This window comes from Mycobacterium senriense (genome assembly GCF_019668465.1).
GTDB lineage: Bacteria > Actinomycetota > Actinomycetes > Mycobacteriales > Mycobacteriaceae > Mycobacterium > Mycobacterium senriense.
This window is the reverse complement of record NZ_AP024828.1, coordinates 790180-810077: the sequence shown is the minus strand read 5'-3', so window position 1 is coordinate 810077 and position 19898 is coordinate 790180. Positions and strand designations below refer to the sequence as shown.

15 protein-coding genes are annotated in these 19898 nt (G+C 67.9%); 9 read left to right on the top strand and 6 right to left on the bottom strand.

Annotation, left to right across the window (positions count from 1 at the left end; translation table 11 throughout):
• Nucleotides 1-94 precede the first annotated feature (94 nt).
• The 3 genes from MTY59_RS03950 (at nt 95) to MTY59_RS03940 (ending at nt 2639) form a co-directional block, all read left to right on the top strand.
• A complete protein-coding gene (locus MTY59_RS03950; protein ID WP_221044511.1) occupies nt 95-811 on the top strand; it encodes a GAF and ANTAR domain-containing protein in 717 nt (238 codons plus the stop codon).
• Nucleotides 812-1145: 334 nt separating this feature from the next.
• Nucleotides 1146-1853: a GAF and ANTAR domain-containing protein gene (locus tag MTY59_RS03945; RefSeq protein ID WP_221044510.1), complete on the top strand. Its 708-nt coding sequence runs from the start codon at nt 1146-1148 to the stop codon at nt 1851-1853.
• 33 nt (nt 1854-1886) lie between these two features.
• Entirely contained in the window at nt 1887-2639 is a 753-nt protein-coding gene (locus MTY59_RS03940) for a GAF and ANTAR domain-containing protein (RefSeq protein ID WP_221046246.1), read from the top strand.
• Between the two features lie 6 nt (nt 2640-2645).
• Here the strand turns inward: MTY59_RS03940 and MTY59_RS03935 are convergent, their stop codons facing one another.
• The 3 genes from MTY59_RS03935 to MTY59_RS03925 form a co-directional block, all read right to left on the bottom strand.
• Nucleotides 2646-3449 carry a GAF and ANTAR domain-containing protein gene (locus MTY59_RS03935; protein WP_221044509.1) on the bottom strand — a complete coding sequence of 268 codons (804 nt, stop codon included), beginning with the start codon at nt 3447-3449 and terminating at the stop codon, nt 2646-2648.
• A 38-nt stretch (nt 3450-3487) separates the two neighbouring features.
• The gene (locus tag MTY59_RS03930; protein ID WP_221044508.1) at nt 3488-5119 is read right to left on the bottom strand and encodes a fatty acyl-AMP ligase; all 1632 of its coding nucleotides are present in this window, start codon (nt 5117-5119) and stop codon (nt 3488-3490) included.
• 228 nt (nt 5120-5347) lie between these two features.
• Complete coding sequence (locus MTY59_RS03925; protein WP_221044507.1) at nt 5348-7600, bottom strand: FUSC family protein; 2253 nt, start codon at nt 7598-7600, stop codon at nt 5348-5350.
• A 104-nt stretch (nt 7601-7704) separates the two neighbouring features.
• On the opposite strand from MTY59_RS03925, the gene galT reads away from it, so the two are divergent.
• The 3 genes from galT (at nt 7705) to MTY59_RS03910 (ending at nt 10813) form a co-directional block, all read left to right on the top strand.
• On the top strand, nt 7705-8802 hold the full coding sequence (gene galT, locus MTY59_RS03920) for a galactose-1-phosphate uridylyltransferase (RefSeq protein WP_221044506.1): 1098 nt from the start codon (nt 7705-7707) through the stop codon (nt 8800-8802).
• Nucleotides 8799-9887: a galactokinase gene (locus MTY59_RS03915; RefSeq protein WP_221044505.1), complete on the top strand. Its 1089-nt coding sequence runs from the start codon at nt 8799-8801 to the stop codon at nt 9885-9887. The genes galT and MTY59_RS03915 overlap by 4 nt, the downstream gene beginning before the upstream one ends.
• Nucleotides 9888-10120: 233 nt before the next feature.
• Nucleotides 10121-10813 carry a PAS and ANTAR domain-containing protein gene (locus MTY59_RS03910; RefSeq protein WP_221044504.1) on the top strand — a complete coding sequence of 231 codons (693 nt, stop codon included), beginning with the start codon at nt 10121-10123 and terminating at the stop codon, nt 10811-10813.
• Nucleotides 10814-10825: 12 nt separating this feature from the next.
• On the opposite strand, the gene MTY59_RS03905 is transcribed toward MTY59_RS03910, so the two are convergent.
• A complete protein-coding gene (locus tag MTY59_RS03905; RefSeq protein ID WP_221044503.1) occupies nt 10826-11311 on the bottom strand; it encodes a hypothetical protein in 486 nt (161 codons plus the stop codon).
• Nucleotides 11312-11455: 144 nt separating this feature from the next.
• Here MTY59_RS03905 and MTY59_RS03900 point away from each other — a divergent pair, with 144 nt between their 5' ends.
• A complete protein-coding gene (locus MTY59_RS03900; protein WP_221044502.1) occupies nt 11456-14089 on the top strand; it encodes a GH92 family glycosyl hydrolase in 2634 nt (877 codons plus the stop codon).
• Between the two features lie 4 nt (nt 14090-14093).
• On the opposite strand, the gene MTY59_RS03895 is transcribed toward MTY59_RS03900, so the two are convergent.
• A complete protein-coding gene (locus MTY59_RS03895) occupies nt 14094-16469 on the bottom strand; it encodes a lysylphosphatidylglycerol synthase transmembrane domain-containing protein (RefSeq protein WP_221044501.1) in 2376 nt (791 codons plus the stop codon).
• 156 nt (nt 16470-16625) lie between these two features.
• Between MTY59_RS03895 and MTY59_RS03890 the strand changes: the two genes are divergently transcribed.
• Nucleotides 16626-17576: a class I SAM-dependent methyltransferase gene (locus MTY59_RS03890; RefSeq protein WP_221044500.1), complete on the top strand. Its 951-nt coding sequence runs from the start codon at nt 16626-16628 to the stop codon at nt 17574-17576.
• 2 nt (nt 17577-17578) lie between these two features.
• A complete protein-coding gene (locus MTY59_RS03885; RefSeq protein ID WP_221044499.1) occupies nt 17579-18526 on the top strand; it encodes a class I SAM-dependent methyltransferase in 948 nt (315 codons plus the stop codon).
• Between the two features lie 92 nt (nt 18527-18618).
• Here MTY59_RS03885 and MTY59_RS03880 read toward each other — a convergent pair whose 3' ends face one another.
• Nucleotides 18619-19863, bottom strand: a complete 1245-nt coding sequence (locus tag MTY59_RS03880) for an HNH endonuclease signature motif containing protein (RefSeq protein ID WP_221044498.1) — start codon at nt 19861-19863, stop codon at nt 18619-18621.
• Between the last annotated feature and the right edge of the window lie 35 nt (nt 19864-19898).

Below are 19898 nucleotides of genomic sequence, written 5' to 3'. Positions count from 1 at the left end.
GTTAGCCGTGCGTCGCGCTCGTCAGCTTCGAAAGGTCTCATTTTGGGCCGCCTGGGTCCGCCTCGCTTTGCCCGCGGATATGAAGGCATGCGCCATGACCGATGACAAGTTTGCGAACATGCTTCGCCAAACGATGATTGACCTCACTGAAAGATACTCCCGCCCAACGGAATTGAATATCACGCTGGCGGGAGTCACCAAAGCTGCGGTGCGGCTGGTTCCGGGTGTCGAGAGCGCAGATATTCTGATGATCTCCCCTCCGGATGGGTTCGAGTCGCTGGCTGCGACGTCACCGTTGGCGCAGCGGATCGACGCGCTCCAGCGCGAGTTTCAGGAAGGTCCCTGTGTGGACGCCGCCGACGGACAGCCGTTGGTGCGATGCGATGATCTCCAAAACGATCAGCGGTGGGGCAAATTCGGTACTTCCGCGGCCGCCGGCGGAGTCCACAGCATCCTGTCTTTCCAGCTCTACACGCACAATGGGAGCCGCGCTGCGCTGAACCTGTTGGGACTGAAGCCAAACACGTTCACGATGGAAGCCGAAGCGATAGCAGGAGTAATCGCAACCCATGCGGCAACGGCGTTGATAGCCCACAACAAAGAGCTTCAGTTCCAGTCCGCGCTCGCCAGCCGCGACGCCATTGGCCAAGCCAAGGGCATGATTATGGAGCGATTCGGCGTTGGGCCGGTGCGAGCCTTCGAGCTGATAACCCAGATCTCCCAGAATTCGAATATGCGAGTCGTCGACGTGGCGGCAGGGATTGTGGCGCGAGGTCCACACCGTTCCATCCGGATCGCCAACCTGACCTGACAACCCAGGGTTGCGCGGACCCCCGGGGAAGGAGCTAGCCTTGCATTAGGCGTGGGATTGGGGCAGGTTGCGTCCCCAGGACATATCAGGTCGAGTCCGCTTCCCGTGCTAGATGGCTGTTGGTGCAACTGTGGTGTTAAGCAGTCAGCACCAGGCTGGCCGCCGTCGAACTTCTGTGTGTACAAACGCAGCCATTGGACCACATCGGCGACATCATCGCCGATGTCACAATGCACTAAGACCCAGCTGGCGGCATCGCCAACCCTGTCCAACGAATGAAGGCCGTGGTGATGACGCCGCTGCGCTATCCCGACTCCCTGCATTTCGGCTGAATATGGCGATGCGGGAGCGGCTCCTCACGGCCGTCGATGGTTATCGGGGGGTGGCGGCCGCGGACCGGCTGTGTGCGGCCTGTGCGGTCCTCCTCGAGGTGGATGCCGCGGCCATTTCGCTGATCTTTGACGGCGCGCCCACCGGGACGCTCGGATCAAGCAGCGCACTGGCCCGCACGTACGACGAGCTTCAGTTCACCCTCGGTGAGGGCCCATGCCTCGACTCCATCAGCGGGCGGATCCCGGTTCTCGCCGTCGATCTCGCCGATCCCGCCGACCGTCGTTGGCCCGCATTCGGCCCGGCGCTGCTCGCCCACCACATCCGCGGCGTCTACGCGATCCCGATCGTCGTCGCCGGCGAATATGTGGGCGCCCTGGACCTATTTCGGCACGGGCCCGGCCGGCTCGACGGTGAGAATCTGTCCGGCGCCATCGTCGCGGCCGAACTCGCATCCGTGCCCCTCCTCGATCTTCTGGACGCCGATTTCCAGGCCGCCGTCGCTGACCCGAACAGCAACGCCTGGGCCGAGTTCAATGCGCTGTCGCGCACCGAAGTCAGCCAGGCAACCGGCATGCTCGTCGCGCAACTCGAAGTCGAACCCGCCGAAGCCCTGGTCCGGCTTCGGGCCCACGCCTACGCCACCGGGCGCAACGCCACCGACGTCGCGCGCGACATCCTCGCGCGCCGGCTGAAGCTGGACAACGACTGATGCGGGTACTCGAACCCAGGAATGGAGGCCAAGTTGACTGACACCCCCCGTGAAGCCCGCGTCCTCGACGCCGTCGTTTCGCTCGTCGACAGCCTGCTCGACGATTTCGACGTCGTCGACTTGCTGACCGAGCTCACCAAGCAATGCACCGAACTGCTTGACGTCGCGGCTGCCGGCTTGTTGCTCGCCGACCCGCTTCAGCAGCTCCGCCTGCTGGCCGCAACCTCCAAACAAGCTCGAGATCTGGAACTCTTCCAGGTGCAGGCCGACCAGGGGCCGTGCGTCGAGTGCTACCTCACCGGCCGACCGGTTTCCATCGCCGATGTCAGCGCCGAAGCCGGCCGATGGCCCCACTTCGCGTCCGCCGCGCACGACGCCGGGTTCCTCTCAGTGCACGCCACGCCCATGCGCGCCGCGGGCCTCGTCTTGGGCGCGCTGGGCCTGTTCGGCGATCGCCCGGGTGCGCTCTCGGACGCCGACCTGCTTGTCGCCCAAACGCTGGCGCATATCGCCAGTGTCGCGATCCTGCAGGAGCACCCCCCGACACCGTCGACGGTTTTGCCGCAACTCCGCACCGTCCTGGCCAGCCGCGTGACCATCGAGCAGGCCAAGGGCTTCCTGCGGGAGCGCCTCAACGTCTCGGTGGACGAGGCGTTCATGTTGATGCGGACTTACGCCCGCAACAGCGGCGAACACCTGAGCGACGTGGCCCGGCGTTTGATCACCGAGCGCCATGGCCGCCCGAGTCTGCTCGCGGCCCTGACCGAGCTCGCCGCGTCGTCGTAGTGACCGTCAGCGCTGCCGTGCCCGTGCGCGTCGCACGGCCTCGTCCACCAGCCGCTCGGCGACGACGTTCAGCTTGACGTTCTCTTCTTGACTGATGCTGCTGAGCCGATCGAAGGCCGCCGTCGCGCTCAGACCGCTTCTGCTACGAATGATGCCGATCGCCTGATCGATGACCGCTCGGCTCGTCAGTGCGCGCTGCAGTCGATCGGTACGCTCCCGGGCGCTGGCCAAGAGCTGCGCGTGGTACACCGAAACCGCCGCGGGGCCGGCGAATTGCGAACCCAGTTGTACGGCGTGCTCGGTGAATGCGTCGCGGCGGTGCGCATAGGAATTGATCGCGCCGATCACCCGATCGCCGACGGCCAGCGGCAGCGCCAGCGCGGAATGCACGCCCATCCGGGCCACCCGGCCGCCGAAGTGCGGCCACCGGCTGTCGCTCCCCAGCGATCCACTGACGGCCGGCCGCCGCGAGTCCATGCAGGTGATGCACGGTCCCTCGCCGAGGTCCCGGTATTGGACGCGATCGATCTCTGCGACGAATTCCGCCGTCACCGCCCAGGTGTGGACCCGGGGCGTTTCATCGCCAGAGCTGATCAACGTCACACCGGCGCCATCGGCGCCCGGAATGGCTCGCTCCGCGAATTCGGCTACATCCCTGAGGATTTCGTCCACTTGTCGTGCATCGGCCACGATCCCCGCCACGCCGACCAAACCGGCATGCAGATCGACCTCGTCGGCCTCCAGCTGCGCGGGGGACGGCTCGGGTTGCTGCGGCGCGGTCCGGCCGGGCTGGGCATCGTAGAGATCCATGATGCGGCCCATTCTAGGGACCCCGGCGCGCTTGGCAGCTAGTTGACCAGTGCCAGTGCGAGCGCCCGCTGCAGCTTTCCCGAAGGGGTCTTCGGAATCGTTCCCGGCTCGAGGACCACGACGTTGCGCGGCCGTATGTTCACCTCGGCGAACACCTCTCGTGCGACCTGCCGCGCGATGCGGTGCACTTCGGGGGCTTCCTGCCAAACTTTCGACTCGACCGCCACGGCAAAGGTCTCACGGGGCAGCCCGGCGTGCAAACGCACCGCCGCGGCGCATCCGGGCCGAACGCCTGCTACCCGGACGGCGACGCGTTCGATGTCGGTCGGGTAGATCTTGCGGCCGGCCATGATGATGACGTCCTTGACCCGGCCGCACACCACAATGTCGGCGGCCTCGGTGAGGTAGCCGAGGTCGCCGGTGTCGAACCAGCCTTGGTTGTCTTGTGCCGCAACGAAACCCGATTGAGTGTTGTAGCCGTCGGACACCGCCTGACCGCGCACCTGGATGACGCCGACGCCGCGGGTGGACAGCACGTTGTTGTTTTCGTCGACAACGCGCACATCCATGCCCTGCAGCGGCCTGCCGAGACAGACCAGTCTGCGGGTGTGCGGCCCGTTGGACGGCACGGCCCGGTGCAGCACCGCGAGCATATCGGCGTGCACCTCGTCGACGACCATGCCGTCTCCGCATTCGGTGAACGACACCGCGACCGTCGTCTCGGCCATGCCGTAGGCGGGCACCACGGCCTCCGGTTTCAACCCGAACGGTGCGCCGGCGCCGCACAGGTCTTCCACGACGGCCGGCTCGACCGCCTCGGCCCCCGATAACGCCCACCGCAGCGAAGACAGGTCGAATTGGCTGGGCGTCGCTTGGCGTAGGCGTCTGGCCAGCATGCTGTAGGCGAAGTTGGGCGCAGCCGTCATGGTGGCCCGGTACTTGTCAATCAGCTTGACCCACAACAACGTATCGCGCAGGAAGTCGGCCGGGGTGATCTTGACCAGCTCAACGCAGTAGTGCATCGGCACGGTCAGATAGCCGGTCATGCCCATGTCGTGGAAACATGGCAGCCAGCTCACGATGACGTCGGTGTCGATATCGACTCGCGCGGCGGCAAACATCGCTTCGGCATTGGCGAAGAGGTTTGCGTGGGTGATTCGGACAGCCTTGGGCGAACCGGTGGATCCGGAGGTCAACTGCATGAACGCCAAGTCGTCTTCGTGTGGGTCGAGGGGATCGATCGGGCGGCCCTCGAGCAGTCGCTCGATAGTCAGCACCCGCACGCCCCATTGGGAGAGCAGAGGTGCCGCGGTCATGAACGGGTCGGAGACGACGACAGCTTTAGCGCCGATCATCTTGATGACGTTGGTGGTTTCCTCGGCCCACCGCTGCAGGTCGGTGCGCGGCGTGGGGTGATGCAGCATGGTCAGACTTGCGCCGCGCATCCAGATCGCCTGTGCTGTCGGAGCGACTTCGGCCGGGGCGCCGGCCAACACGGCGACCGCGTCCCCATGACCGATGCCCGCGGAAGCCAGCCCGCCTGCAATACGTCGGGCTCGCGCGTGGACCTCGAGCCAGGTGTGCCGGACCGGAGCGTCGGGCTCACCGGTGGTTATGCCGTTGAAACTCCACTGGGCATTGGCGAACATCCCTTTGGTAAATCTGCTCACGGAAATCCTTTTGGCCGACAGCGCGCCCTATTCGGACTCCGCCGCGCAGCGCGCACCACGACGTCCCGATCGGCGTGACTGGGCGAAGGAGGAGCCGAATCCACAGGCGACCGAAACCATCAGTGGGAAAAACCTGCATCTGTCGGCTTACGTCTGCCCTGGACGGCGGGGAGTTCAGATCGCCGCCGCGACGTTTCCGTAAGGCTGGGAAATCAACCGCTTAGCACCTTACCTCTTGGGGGATGGGTGCGCAGTAAGTCTCGCGCTCGGGTCGGGCGCCTTACGGTCATCGCGCGCACCGAGGTTTGTCGCCGCGGTCACGATGGCCCGCTCGATCTGGCGAAGGGCGTGTACGGCGGTGAGGAAGCGCGGGGTGTCGTCGTCCGTGGTCCTTGGGTCGTTGCCGTCCTGTTGCCGGGCCACCGTCTCCGCGGCGTCGAGCTCGTCGGTGGCCGAGACCAGGGTTGGCGCGTGGCCGCCCTCGATGGCTTCCTGCAACGCGTCGATGTTGCGCCGCGTCTGGGCCGCGGCCGCCGAAAAGGCTTGCGCGAGTTCGGAGGCCAGCGCTGGTGACCCGACGGGATCCTGATACTGCTCGGCGTTGCGTGCCAGGCTCCGGCCGTAACGGTCGCAGGCGGTGAAGATTCGCAGCGCGCGCAGGATGCTGCGCCGGCCGGCAAATCCGGCGACGCCGGCCAGCAACGGTTTGGCGGTGATCCGGAACTGCTGCAGGTCCCGATCGAGCTGACGCGCCTGCTCCGACGGGCTGGCGCCGTCCTCCTCGCCGAACATCGTCACGGCGGAGATCTCGATCAGGGCAGACAGGCTCGTCAAGAAGGCGCGGGTGTCGCTGCGGATCGCCGTTCTGGTGTTGGTCGGCAGCACCACGACCGCGACGGTCGCCCCGATGACCGCACCGATCGCGGTCTCCTCGATCCGCAGCATCAGCACGCCGAGCGAGAACTGGCCGAGCAACCCGTACAACAGCGCGAGCATCGTGGTGATCCAGAAGGTCATCAGGCTGTACGTGACCGTCATGAAGTAGAAGGCGCAGAACAGGCACACGAAAATGCCGGCCAGCGCGGCGGTCTTGTGGCCGGTCAGCAGAGTGGCGACCAGCACGCCGCACGGCACACCGAGCATGGTGCCGAGCAGGCGCTGCCAGCCCTTGGTCAGGGTTTCGCCCCAGGAGTTGGTGCCGGCGAAGATGACGAACGCCGCGATCACCGCCCAATACCAGCGCGCCGGCGAGACCAGCTCGCCGACGACGATCGCCAGCGATGCGGCGACGGAGACCTGGATTGCCTGCCGGGTGGTCGGCCGCAGCCCGGCGACCGGCTCTTCCTCGGCGGCCTCGTCGGGGACGGCGTCCTCTGGTAGCTGCGGGCGGTCGCCGTCGCCGTCCTCGAGGGGCCGGCCGGTGGCCACCCGGTCGACGATCGCCCGCACATCGGAAGTCGCCGACGCGGCGTTGATGATCGCCAGCGCCAGGCGGCGCACGGCCGTGCGGCCCGCGTCATCGCCCGCTGGGTCCGAAGCGGGGCCGGGCTGCCCTTCGAGGAGCCGCTGCGCTTGCTCGGCGGCCCGGCGTAGCCCGTCGGGTTCGGGAAGCCGGATCGCCCGCGACAGTTGGGTGAGCGCGTCGACGAGCGCGGCTCGGGTGGACGCGGGCATGGAATCGGGGTCCTCGCAAGCGATGACGGCCGCCCGCCGACCGGCGGTGGCGACCCATTCGATGGCCAGCTCCGCGTCCAGCAGCCAGGGGGCGAGTTGTCCGGCGGTGACGCCGGGCCACACGGTGCCAGGGTCGGCCTTGTCTTCGATCTGGCTCTGCACCATCAGGGCGGTCTCGTTGAGCCGGATGGTGCGGGCCCGCATGCGGCGGCGACGCCGTTCGTCGAGGCGGCCCGTACGCACCGCCTCGGCCGTGGTGTCCAGGACGATCGCCATCCGGGCCCGCAGCGCCCGGATGGTGGCACGCAGCACCTGCTCGGGCCGATCGGGCATCAAGTAGGCGCTCATCACGTACGTGCACACGGTGCCCACCGCGACCGCCCCGATCATCCAGGGCAGCTCGGCGAGGCGGGCGTGTAGGTACAGCGTGAAGAAGTAGGACATGAACGCGACCATGCCCAGCGCCCTGCCCCGCGCCCCGTAGCGCCGGATGTACGCCGCGGTGAACACGACGATCACAAAGACGGCGTCGCTGGCCATCGTGTGCGGCGCCAGCACCGCGGCGGCCGTGATGGACACTGCGGCGGGAAGGGGCAGCAGCGCCATCGTGATCCGCTGCTGGTGCGGGTCGGGCTCGTTGACGGAGCGGGACGCGACCATGGTGATGACGACGCCCAGCAGGGCGACGGTCAGTGGTTGTCCCGTCGCCCTGGTGAGGATGAAGAGCGCCAGGAGGGAAAGGCCGAGCGCGGCCGTTGTCCGGGTGGCCATTCGCAGCCGAAGCAAGCCAGGGTCGGAGCCGATCACCCAGTTGCGGGCGCTTTCGTGAATTATCGGGGGCCGCCTTTCTTGCGCTTACTCAACATGGTTACCCGAACCGCGACGCGGCGACCAAGCTAGTCTTCGACATCGTGACCCCGCCCACGCTCGCGAAGCTGGCTGACGGTCGTGACCTGCTGTTCTTCGCGCTGCCCGGGCATTGTCCGGCGCCGGTCGAGGACCGCAGGCCGCTGCCGGCGCGTGAGCCCGACGCGCAGTCGCAGTTGCGGTTCGACCGGTCCACCGGGCAGTGGGTGATCGTCGCGGCGCTGCGCCAGGACCGCACCTACAAGCCGCCACCGGAGGCGTGCCCGCTGTGCCCGGGCCCGACCGGACTGACCAGTGAGGTGCCCGCCCCCGACTACGACGTCGTCGTGTTCGAGAACCGATTTCCCAGCCTGTCCGGCGCGCTGCCGTCGCTGCCCGCCCCGGCGCCCGCGGCCGGCGAGGACGGCTTCGTGACCGCGCCCGGGCACGGCCGCTGCGAGGTGATCTGCTTCTCCGCCGACCACACCGGGTCCGTCGCCCAGCTGGAGCCGGCGCACGCGCGGCTGGTCGTCGAGGCGTGGCGGCATCGCACCGCCGACCTGATGGCCCGGCCGGGCATCGAGCAGGTGTTCTGCTTCGAGAACCGTGGCGAGGAGATCGGGGTGACGTTGACCCATCCGCACGGTCAGATCTACGGCTATCCCTATCTGACGCCGCGCACCGCCACCATGCTGGAGCAGGCTCGTCGGCATCGAAACCGGCACGGCGGCAACCTGTTCGGCGATCTGCTGGCCCGTGAGGTCGCCGACGGCAGCCGCATCATCGCGCGCAACGAGCTGTTCACCGGGTTCGTGCCGTTCGCGGCGCGCTGGCCGGTCGAGGTGCACATCTACCCGAATCGGTTCGTGCGCAACCTGACCGAACTCGACGAGGACGAGATGGACGCGCTCGTGGGCGTCTACCTCGACGTGCTCGGACGGTTCGACCGGATGTATTCCGCGCCGCTGCCCTACATTTCGGCTCTGCACCAGTACGCCGACACCGCCGCCCAGGCCGAGGGCTACTTCCACGTCGAATTGATGTCCATCCGGCGCAGCGCCACCAAGCTCAAGTACCTGGCGGCCTCCGAATCGGCGATGGACGCCTTCATCGGCGACGTCACACCGGAGAGCGTGGCCCAGCGGTTGCGGGAGCTGCGATGACGATCCGCTACGGCGCACCGGGGCGGATCAATCTGATCGGCGAACACACCGACTACAACTTGGGTTTCGCGCTACCCATCGCGTTACCGCAGCGCACGGTCGTGACCTTCACTCCCGCCGACGACGATGCGATCACCGTGGTCAGCGACCGCGCCGACGCCCCGGTGCGCGTCCGGCTCGGCACCGCTCCCGGTGAGGTGACCGGCTGGGCGGCCTATGTGGCCGGGGTGGTGTGGGCGCTGCGCCAGGGCGGCTTCCCCGTGCCCGGCGGCACCATGTCGATCACCAGCGACGTGGAGATGGGATCGGGCCTGTCGTCCTCGGCGGCGCTGGAATGCGCGGCGCTGGGAGCGATCACCTCGGCCGCCGGCGTCCGCATCGAGGTCAAGGAGCAGGCCCGGCTGGCCCAGCGCGCTGAGAACGAGTATGTGGGCGCGCCAACGGGTTTGCTCGACCAGCTCGCCGCGCTCTTCGGCCGGGACGCGACGGCGGTGCTGATCGACTTCGCCGACCTCACCGTCACCCCAGTGGTTTTCGACCCGGAGTCCGCGGGCGTCGTACTGCTGCTGATCGACTCCCGGGAGCGGCACAGCCACGCGGGCGGCGACTACGCGGCACGGCGCGCGTCCTGCGAGCGGGCGGCCGCCGATCTGTCGGCGTCGTCGCTGCGGGCGGCCGCCGATCGTGGTCCCGCCGACCTGTCGGTCGTGCGTGACCCCGTCGACGCCCGCCGCGCCCGTCACGTGCTCAGCGAAAACCAACGAGTCATCGACTGTGTTGCGGCGCTGGGAAAATCGGACTATCGGTCAGCCGGGCGAATTTTCACCGCCTCGCACGCTTCCATGCGCGACGATTTCGAGATCACCACCGAACGCATCGATCTGATCACGGACACCGCGGTGTGCGCGGGCGCGCTGGGGGCGCGGATGACCGGCGGCGGCTTCGGCGGCTGTGTGATCGCCCTGGTGCCACTGGACCGTACCGAGGAGGTCGCCGCTGCGGTGCTGCGCGCCGCGATCGACGCCGGTTTCGAGCGGCCGACCGTCACTCGGACCCGCGCGGCCGCGGGCGCGGGGCCGGTGTGAGGGAGCGACATCAGCGCTGCGCGGCGGCGCCTGCTTGCTGACCGGCGCCCGAACTTACTTGTCCGGCAATTTCGCCATTCTGCCGATGACCAGTGGTCACCAAATGTAACGTGAACCCCCATGGGGGTATCTGACTCCTGCATGTGCAGTACGGGTTTGCCCGTCCAGGCAGTAGCGATTGGCGTGCCATCGCTACCGATTCCTGCCGCCAATTCCATCGCCCTCGACGCGAAATGTTCGCCGTGGCTTGGGAACTAGAAGGCCAAGCCGCAGCGATCGAGCGGGGGTTGGCCGGCGCCACCCCGCAACGTGCGGGCTGGTTCCGCTTCTACTTCGAAGGCCACCGCTGGGTGTGGTCCGACCAGGTGCAGCGCATGCACGGGTACAAACCGGGCACGGTGACACCCACCACCGAGCTGGTGCTTTCGCACAAGCATCCCGCCGATCGTCCCCAGGTGACCGACGGCATCAACGACATGATCCGGCGCCGTCAGGCGTTTTCCACGCGGCATCGCATCGTGGACACCGGCGGAATGATCCATCACGTCCTCGTGGTGGGCGACCCGTTCTGCGATGACGGCGGGAAGGTCGTCGGCACTCACGGCTTCTACATCGAACTCGCGCCGGCGCCCGCCCGCGCCCGGGAGGACTCCATCAGCGCCAAGGTCGCCGAAATCGCCGGTCGCCGTGGGGTGATCGACCGCACCAAGGGCATGCTGATGCTGATCTACGGCATCGACGAGGACGCCGCGTTCAACATGCTCAAGACGCTGTCCCAGTCGGGAAACATCAAGGTCGGACTGCTCGCCCAACGGATCGCCGATGACTTCGCGGCGCTGGGCAAAGAGGTGATCACCGCGCGATCGCGGTTCGACCAGCGACTGCGTGAAGCGCACCTGCGGCCGCCCGGCGACGACGGCGGCTGAGCGGGCGCGGTTCTATTCCGCCGGACTCAGCCGGACCGCACCCAGATGCAGCCGATCGACCGCGTCGGCGAACTCATCCCGCGTCGGTATGCGGTGGTCACGGAACCTCAGCCCGATCATGCGTTGGGCGCGCTGAACTCCGTAGGACTCGGCACAGCGTAACAACAGATCCGAGACGACACCCCGGTCGCGGATCAGCTCACCGCGCATCGCCGTCGACTTGCCGTCGTACACCACCTGGACCGGCCCGCCGTCACGGAAGTTCTGCTTCCACGGGTTGCCGGTCAGCGCGTAAAGCTGGCCGTCAATCAGGTGGGCGCTCAACGGGATTGAATAAGACCGCCCCGTTTTGCGCCCGGTGAAGCTCAACACCATGAACTGATTGCGGACCAGCCCGGCCAGCGGACTGCGCAGCAGGAATCCCATTGCCGGGTTGACCAGACGCATCAGCGCCGACGGTGGATGCCCGGCTTCCACCGCATACGACTGCTCTGTCATGCGTTCACCGTAGAGCCAACCGGGGTCCCGCGGTCCAGAAACTTTGGCCGGCTCTGCGATCGGCCGTGGATCGTTATCCAATTCGTCGGCCGAAACGCCACACGAATACGCCGTTGTGCAGTTGTTTTCCAGTATTAGACAGGTATGCGGTCGCGACGGGCCCTCATTGCGGTCATCGCGGTGTCGGCCGTCTTGATGGTCTTCATCGCGGCGGCCCCGCCGAGGGGATACGACGGCCCGCCCGTGTTCGTGGCCAATCCCGTCGACCATGTCGCGACGCTCATCGGCACCGGGACGGGCGGCGAGACGGTGGGGGAGATCAACAATTTCCCGGGCGCCACCGTGCCGTTCGGGATGGTGCAGTACTCGCCGGACACCGTCGGCGACTACGCCGGGTACAACTACGACAACCCGCGCGCAAGCGGGTTCAGCATGACCCACGCCTCGGTGGGATGCGCTGCCTTCGGTGACATCTCGATGCTGCCGGTGACCGGCGAAATCGGCTTGCAACCCTGGAACGCCACCGAGAGGATCGCCCACGATGACACCGAGCAGGGCATGCCCGGCTACTACACGGTGCGCTTCCCCGGCACCGGGGTGAAGGCGGAACTCACCGCCACCGCGCACACGGGCGTCGGGCGCTTCAGCTACCCGCGCAACGGACGGCCCGCGCTGTTTCAGGTGCGCTCCGGGTCGTCGCTGGCGGGCAACTCCCGCGCGACCATCCAGATCGGGGAGGACAACACCACCATCACCGGGTGGGCCACCAGCGGCGGATTCTGTGACAAGCCGAACGCCTACACCGTGTACTTCGCGATGAAGTTCAGCCAGCCCTTCACCTCGTACGGATCCTGGGACGGCAGTGCGGTTTACGCCGGCGCCCGCAGCGCGAACGCGCCGTACAGCGGCGGGTATGTGGAGTTCCCATCCGGCTCGACGCTGCAGGTGCAGACCGCCATCTCCTACGTCGGCATCGAAGGCGCGCGGGCGAACCTGGCGGCCGAGGGCGCGGCCGACTTCGACGACGTTCGCGGGGCCGCGTCGAGGGAATGGAGCGCCGCGCTGTCGCGCGTCTCGGTCGCCGGCCGCAACGTCGACGATCTGACCACCTTCTACACCTCCCTGTATCGATCGCTGTTGCACCCCAACATGTTCAACGACGCCGACGGGCGCTATGTCGGGTTCGACGGCTCCATCCACACGGTGGCCGCCGGCCACACGCAATACGCCAACTTCTCCGACTGGGACACCTACCGATGCCTGGCCGCACTGCAGGCGTTGCTGTTTCCGGAGCGGGCCAGCGACATGGCCCAATCGCTGGTGAACGACGCCGAGCAGAGCGGCGCGCTGCCCCGCTGGGCGTTCGCCAACGCCGCGACCGGCGAGATGAGCGGGGACAGCGTAGTGCCGCTGATCGTGAACCTGAACACTTTCGGCGCCAACGACTTCGACACCAAAACGGCGTTGCGCTACATGGTGGACGGGGCGACCAAAGGCGGTGCGGGCCGGGACGGTTACGTGGAGCGCCGCGGCATCGCCACCTACCAGCGGCTCGGTTATGCGCCATTCACGCTGGAGTTCGGCCGCAACGGCTGGATCGCCGACGCGTCGATCACCCTCGAATGGTCGCTGGACGACTTCGCCATTTCCCGCTTCGCCGACTCGCTGGGCGATGCCCCGACCGCCGCGGAATTCGCGAACCGGGCGCAGTACTGGCAGAACCTGTTCAACCCGACCACCCGATACATCCTGCCGCGCAGCTGGAGCGGCTACTTCCGGCGCGGTCCCGGGTTTGTGGTGGTCCCGGAAAACTTCGGCCAGGTGGGCTACGACGAGGGCAACGCCGAACAGTACGTCTGGTCCGTGCCGCACAACGTCGCGGGGCTGGTGACCGCCTTGGGCGGACGCGCGGCCGTGGCCGACCGGCTCGACCGTTTCACCGAGAAGCTCAACGTCGGGCCCAACCAGCCCTACCTGTGGGCCGGCAACGAACCGAGTTTCGGTGTGCCGTGGCTGTACAACTACATCGGCCAACCGTGGAAGACGCAGCACACTGTCGACCGGGTGCGAGGGCTCTTCGCTCCGACCGCCGACGGCGAGCCGGGCAACGACGACCTGGGGGCGCTGGCAAGTTGGTACGTGTGGGCCGCGCTGGGCCTGTACCCGGCCACCCCCGGAACGCCGATCCTCACCGTGGGCGCGCCGTTGTTCGACCGCATCGAAATCGCGTTGCCCGCAAACAAATCCATCCGGATCGCCGCCCCGGGCGCCTCGGGACCGCACCACCTCAAATACATCAGCGGCCTGAAGGTCGACGGCCAGGCCACCGACCGCACCTCGCTGCCCGAGTCGATCATCCGCACCGGCGGCACACTGGCCTTCTCGCTGGGCGCCTATCCCGACAAGCATTGGGGCACAGCCGAAGCGGATGCGCCACCGTCATTCGGAGCGGGCAGTTCGGCGGTCGCCGTCAACGTCGACCAGCCGGTCGTCACGATCGCGCCCGCGCGCACGGGCAGCGTCACCGTCGATGCGCAACGCATGACCGACGGCGCCGACGGCTACACCGTCACGGGCACCTCGTCGGATGTCGGGATCGGCGTGAAGCCGACGTCGGGTCGATTCGCCGCCGACGGATCGGCCAGCGTCAGTGTCCCGATCACTGTCGCGCAGTCGGTGCCCGAGGACTACTACCTGGTGTCTTTGACCATCGCAGTCGGCCAAAGCGTGCGCACCTCAACGGTTCTCGTGGTCGCGCAGACCGAATCCGAGAACTAGGCCCTCAGACCATGTCGTGGGTGGTCAGCCACCGCATCACCGGCCACCCGACGAACACCGGTAGCCAGCAGGTCAGCACCCGGTACAGCAGCACCGACGGCACGCCGACGGCCGCCGGCACGCCGAACGCGGCCAGCCCACCGATCAGCGCCGCCTCGACCGCCCCGACACCGCCGGGTGTGGGCGCGGCGGACGCCAGCGTTCCGCCGACCATGGTGACCACCGTGACGGCGACGAAAGTCGTTCCGCCACCGAAGGCTTCGATGCTGGCCCACAACGCCAGCGCCGCGCCGAGGGTGGTGCCCGCACAACCCAGCAGGATCAGGGCCAGGCGTCGCGGTTCGCGGGCCAGCTTGACCAGATCGGTCACCACCTCGTTCAGCTTGGGGCGCACCTCGGTGGCCAGCCACTTGCGCAGCGTGGGCACGAACAGGAACGTGCCGACGATGCCCAGCGCGATCCCCGCGATCAGGTACAGCAGCGTCGCCCTCGGGACGAAATGCCGCAGGTTCATCGAGGCGCCGGCCGCGGCGCTGAACAAGACCAGCAGCGCCAGATGCGCGATCACCTGTACCGACTGCTGCAGCGCCACCGCCGCCGTCGCCCGCATCGCCGACAGGCCGCTCTTCTGCAAGAACCGGGTACTCAGCGCCAGCCCGCCGACGCCCGCCGGGGTGGTGGTCGCGGCAAAAGTGTTGGCCACCTGGGCGATTGACAGCGTCCAGAAGTTCACCATGCCGTCGGCACACGCCCACAGCGCGGCGGCCGCACCGACATAGGTCAGCGCCGATACCAGCAGGCCCAGCAGCGCCCACCACCAGTTCGCGGTCCTCAGCTGGGAGAAGAACGTCGGCGCCGTGCTGATGAAGGGGTACGCCACGTAGACCAGCGCACCGAAGAGCACCAGCTGGACGATCTGGCTGCGGGTGAACCTGGTGATGGTCTGCGGCTTGATCTGATCGGCACCGGTCTGGCGCTTGACTTCGGCCCGCGCGCCGGAGATGGCGGCACCGGCGTCGGGTACCGACCGCCGAATAGATCGCGGCACAGCGACTTTCGTGAGCCGGCGGGACGCGCTCAGAATGGTGTCCTTGCCGAAGATCTCGATCGCCGCGCGCACCGCCGACTTCGGGTCGTAGAGGGCGGAGGCGGTCACCAGCAGCTGGGCGATGTCGGATTTGAGCTGGGCGTCGGTCGCCCCGTATTCGGCGCTGCCGAACCCGCCGAACATCACGGTGTCATCCTCCACCGTGATGTGGTGGCTGGTCAGGTCACCGTGAGCGATCTGGCGGTCGTTGAGGACTCGCAACGATTCCCACAGCCGGCCAACGGGAGTCGTCTTCGCGCATTCGTCGATGGGCGTTCCGAGAGGGGGCCGGTGCGAGTACAGCATCCACCCGCGGTCCAGCGGGGCGACGGCGACCGTCGCCGTGTTGGCCAGGCCCGCATTACCGATGGCGATGGCCATCAACGCGCGATGCTCCACGGCCCGCCGCATGGAGGTCACCAGGGGTGCGGTCTCGGCGTCGCGCAGCCGCAGCTTTCCCCACAGCTGGCGCAGCGCGCCGCCGCTGCGCTGATGCGGGCCGTACAGCTCGATCACCGCCGTATCCCCGAGATGCTCGCCGTCGGCCGACAGGATCAGCGGGCCGCGGCCGGCGGGCCGGACCACGGTGAGCCGCGAGACGGCGAAGCCGCCCTTTTCCAGCGCACGCACCGCGGCATCCAGCGGCACCTCGAGTGCGGGAGTGCCGACCACGAGCACCACCAGCGCGCCGACGACCCACCCGACCGCCAGACCGACCAACGAGCGCGCCGGGACGATGGCGCTGACCACCAGATGGATGGGGACGAAGGCCATCAGCAGCGCCCACCACCAGCGCCGCCAGCGCGCCGGCAGCCAGGGCCCCGACACCGTCAGCACCGCCGCCAGCATCCCGATCCACCGGGGGTCATCGAGCAACTGCGCCGGCAGGGTGGTCAGCCGGTCGAGGGCGTCGAAGTGCCATCGCGGCGCGGCGAGCCCGGTGCCGCTGATCGACAACAAGACGATCGCGCTCAACCCCGCGGTGGCATAGGCGCCCAGCAGTTTCCACTGCCCGGCCACGATCAGGCCGATGAGAATCATGAACGGCAATGCCACGATGGCCAATCCGTAGATCAGGTACACCACATCGGACTGCGTCGGCGACAAGACGCCGACGATCTGCGAAACGGATTTCTCCAGCGCGATCCATTGCGGGCGGGTGATCACCGAACCCGTGATCACCACCGCCAGGAACAGCAAGGCCAGCATCAGCCGCAGGATGTCGTTGGTCCGCCGGGTCAGCGGCTGCAGCAAGTTGCCGGAGACGACGATGTCGCGCCCGTCAACTCGCATGTGCATCCTTCGGATTCGCGCTACACCGTGCTTTCGACCTGCTAACCGGCCCGCCGACAAGTTAACTCAATACCCGGTCGGTTGACAGCTCCCACTCATCCGGCGCGCGTAGGGTCGGGTACGTAGGCGTGCTAGCGAAATTTGGGAGGCACCGGGGTGGCCAGGACCGACGACGACAGCTGGGAGATCACCGAGAGCGTGGGGGCGACGGCGCTCGGCGTGGCGGCGGCCCGGGCCGCGGAGACCGAAAGCGAGAACCCGCTGATCAGCGACCCGTTCGCGCGGGTGTTCCTGCAGGCAGCCGGGGAAGGCATGTGGGACTGGTTCGCGGCCCCCAACCTGCCTGCCCAGGTCGCCGAGATCGATCCGGACCTCAAGCCGCGGATGCAGGGCATGGTCGACTACGTGGCCGCGCGGACGGCCTTCTTCGACAAGTTCTTCCTCGACGCCACCGGCGCGGGGGTGCGGCAGGTGGTGATCCTGGCGGCGGGGCTGGACTCGCGGGCGTGGCGGCTGCCGTGGCCGGACGGCACCAGGGTGTACGAGCTGGATCAGCCCCGGGTGCTGGACTTCAAGGCGTCGACGCTGCGCGACAAGGGAGCCCAGCCGACCTGCGAGCTGGTCAGCGTTCCCGTCGACCTGCGCCACGATTGGCCGTCCGCATTGCAGCGAGCCGGATTTGACGCCGAAGCGCCCAGCGTGTGGTCGGCCGAGGGGCTGTTGCCGTTTCTGCCCGCGGCCGCCCAGGAGCTGTTGTTCGAGCGGGTGCAGGCGCTCGGCGCGCAGGGCAGCCGGATCGCCGTGGAGGCGCCCGGCCCCGACTTCCTCGACCAGGGCGCCCGCGACCGGCAGCGCCAGACCATGCAGCGGATACGCGACCTGATGGCCGAACTGGAGCCCGACCGTCACATTCCCGACGTGCAAGACCTCTGGTACTTCGAGGAACGTGAAGACGTGGGGGACTGGCTGGGCCGGCACGGCTGGGACGTGACGGTCACCCCGGCGCCGGAGCTGATGGCGGGCTACGACCGCAGACCACCACACGACATCGACGACGCCACGCCGCAGACGCTGTTCGTGGCGGCGCAGCGCAAGGGAAGGGACTGAGGATGGCGAGGACCGACAACGACAGCTGGGAGATCACCGAAAGCGTGGGGGCGACCGCGTTGGGGGTCGCTTCCGCCCGCGCGGCGGAAACCCGCAACGAAAACCCGTTGATCACAGACCCATTCGCCCAGGTGTTCCTCGACGCCGCGGGCGACGGGGTGTGGAACTGGCACTCCGCGGGCCAGCTGCCGGACGAGGTCATCGAGGCCGAACCGACGTTGCCGCTGCAGATGCAGTCGATGGTCAGCTACATGGCTTCGCGCACAGCGTTTTTCGACAAGTTCTTCCTCGACGCAGTCGGTGCGGGCATCCGCCAGGCGGTGATCCTGGCGGCCGGCCTGGACGCGCGGTCCTGGCGGCTGCCCTGGCCGGCGGGCATCACGGTCTACGAGCTCGACCAGACCCGCGTGCTGGATTTCAAGGCCACCACGTTGGCCGAACATGGGGCGCAGCCCGCCTGCAACCGGGTCGCGGTGCCGGTGGACCTGCGCCAGGATTGGCCGGCCGCGTTGCGGCAGGCGGGTTTTGACACTGAAGCGCCCAGCGTCTGGTCGGCCGAGGGGTTGATGCCGTATCTGCCCGCCGCCGCACAGGACCTGCTGTTCGAGCGCATTCAGGGCCTTACCGTCCCGGGCAGCCGGGTCGCCGTGGAGGCGCTGGGTCCGACGTTCCTCGACCCGCAGTTCCGCGCGAAGCGCCGTGAGCGGATGGACCGGATCCGCGGGCTGATGGCCGGCGTGGATCCGGACCGCGAGGTGCCCCGGACCGACGAGCTCTGGTATTTCGAGGAGCGAGAGGACGTCGGCGAGTGGTTCGGCCGGCATGGCTGGGACGTGACGGTGACGCCGGCCGACGAGCTGATGGCCGGCTACGGGCGCGCCGCGCCCGAGGATGTCCGGGACTACGTGCCCGGGAACCTGTTTGTGGCGGCGCAACGCTCGGCGAACTAGCGGCGTCAAATCCCTTGTGCTACTTCGCTTCAGGTCGTCGGTGCGGTTGAGCTTCGACGGGTTGCCGGTAGTGACTGGTCCCGGTAACCGGGCTAGTTGTTTGTCGGTGGTGGTTGGGGTTGGAAGGGGTCATACCACCACCAGTCGGCGCGTTCGCCGGTCGGTCCCGGGCAGGGTGGGACGGCGGGCGGGGCAAGGTTGGGCGGACGCGCGAGCGATCGCGGGCTGAGCCGTCGGCCGGAGGTGTCGGTGACGATGAGATCGTCTGCGGGTCCGGTGAGGGTGATGACGCCGCGGTGGTGCAGCCGGTGATGATAGGGGCATAGCAGCACCAGGTTGGCCAACTCGGTGGGGCCGCCGTCTTCCCAGTGCCGCAGGTGATGGGCGTGCAGTCCACGGGTGGCGCCACAGCCGGGAACCGCGCAGGTGCGGTCGCGATGCTCGAGCGCGCGGCGAAGCCGGCGGTTGATCAGCCGGGTCGTCCGGCCGGCGCCGATGACCTCGCCGTGGCGTTGGAACCACACTTCAGCGGTGGCATCACAGGTCAGGTATCGGCGCTCGGCGTCGGTGAGCAGCGGACCCAGATGCAGTGCCGCGGCGCGCTGTTCAACGTCGAGGTGCACCACCACGGTGGTGTGCTGCCCGTGTGGGCGCCGCGCCGCCTCGGCGTCCCACCCCGCCTCGATCAGGCGCATGAACGCCTCGACAGTGCCAGGCAACGGGGGCCGCTGATCGCTGGCGCCGTCGCCGCTATCGTGCTTCCACTCGGCCATTAGCGCATCACGATGAGATGCCAAGGCGGCGTCGAACTTGGTGGCCTCATGGTGCGGCAGGATGATCCGGTAGCAGCTGCCCTGTTCGGTGGTGGTCGTGGTGATCGAGCGCTCGGGCTCGGGCCGACGTTCGGGTTCGGGGCGCGGTTCCAGCTTGACCGCGGTGCGCAGCTGAGCGACCGTGGCGACTTGCGCCAGCTGCGCGTAGTGCTCATCGGATCCCTGGCCGGCGCGGGCGGCGATGACGCCGACCTGATCCAGCGACAGTCGACCTTCCCGCATCCCTTGGGCGCAGCGCGGAAACTCCTGCAGCCGATGTGCCACCGTGGCGAACGCGTGGGCGGTACCCGATGACAACCCGAGCTTCCAAGCCACCAACGCCGGCACCGACCTCGCGCCGGTGACGCCGCACAATTCGTCGCGCTCGATCTCAGCCACGATCTCCACGATGCGCCCATCAATCGCATTGCGCTGACCGGTCAACTCCGCCAACTCCTCGAACAACACCTCAAGACGCTCACCAGGACTCACCACCACAGCGCCAGCAGATGCGATCGAAGACATGACCCCATCATCGCAGCCACCTACGACAAATCCGG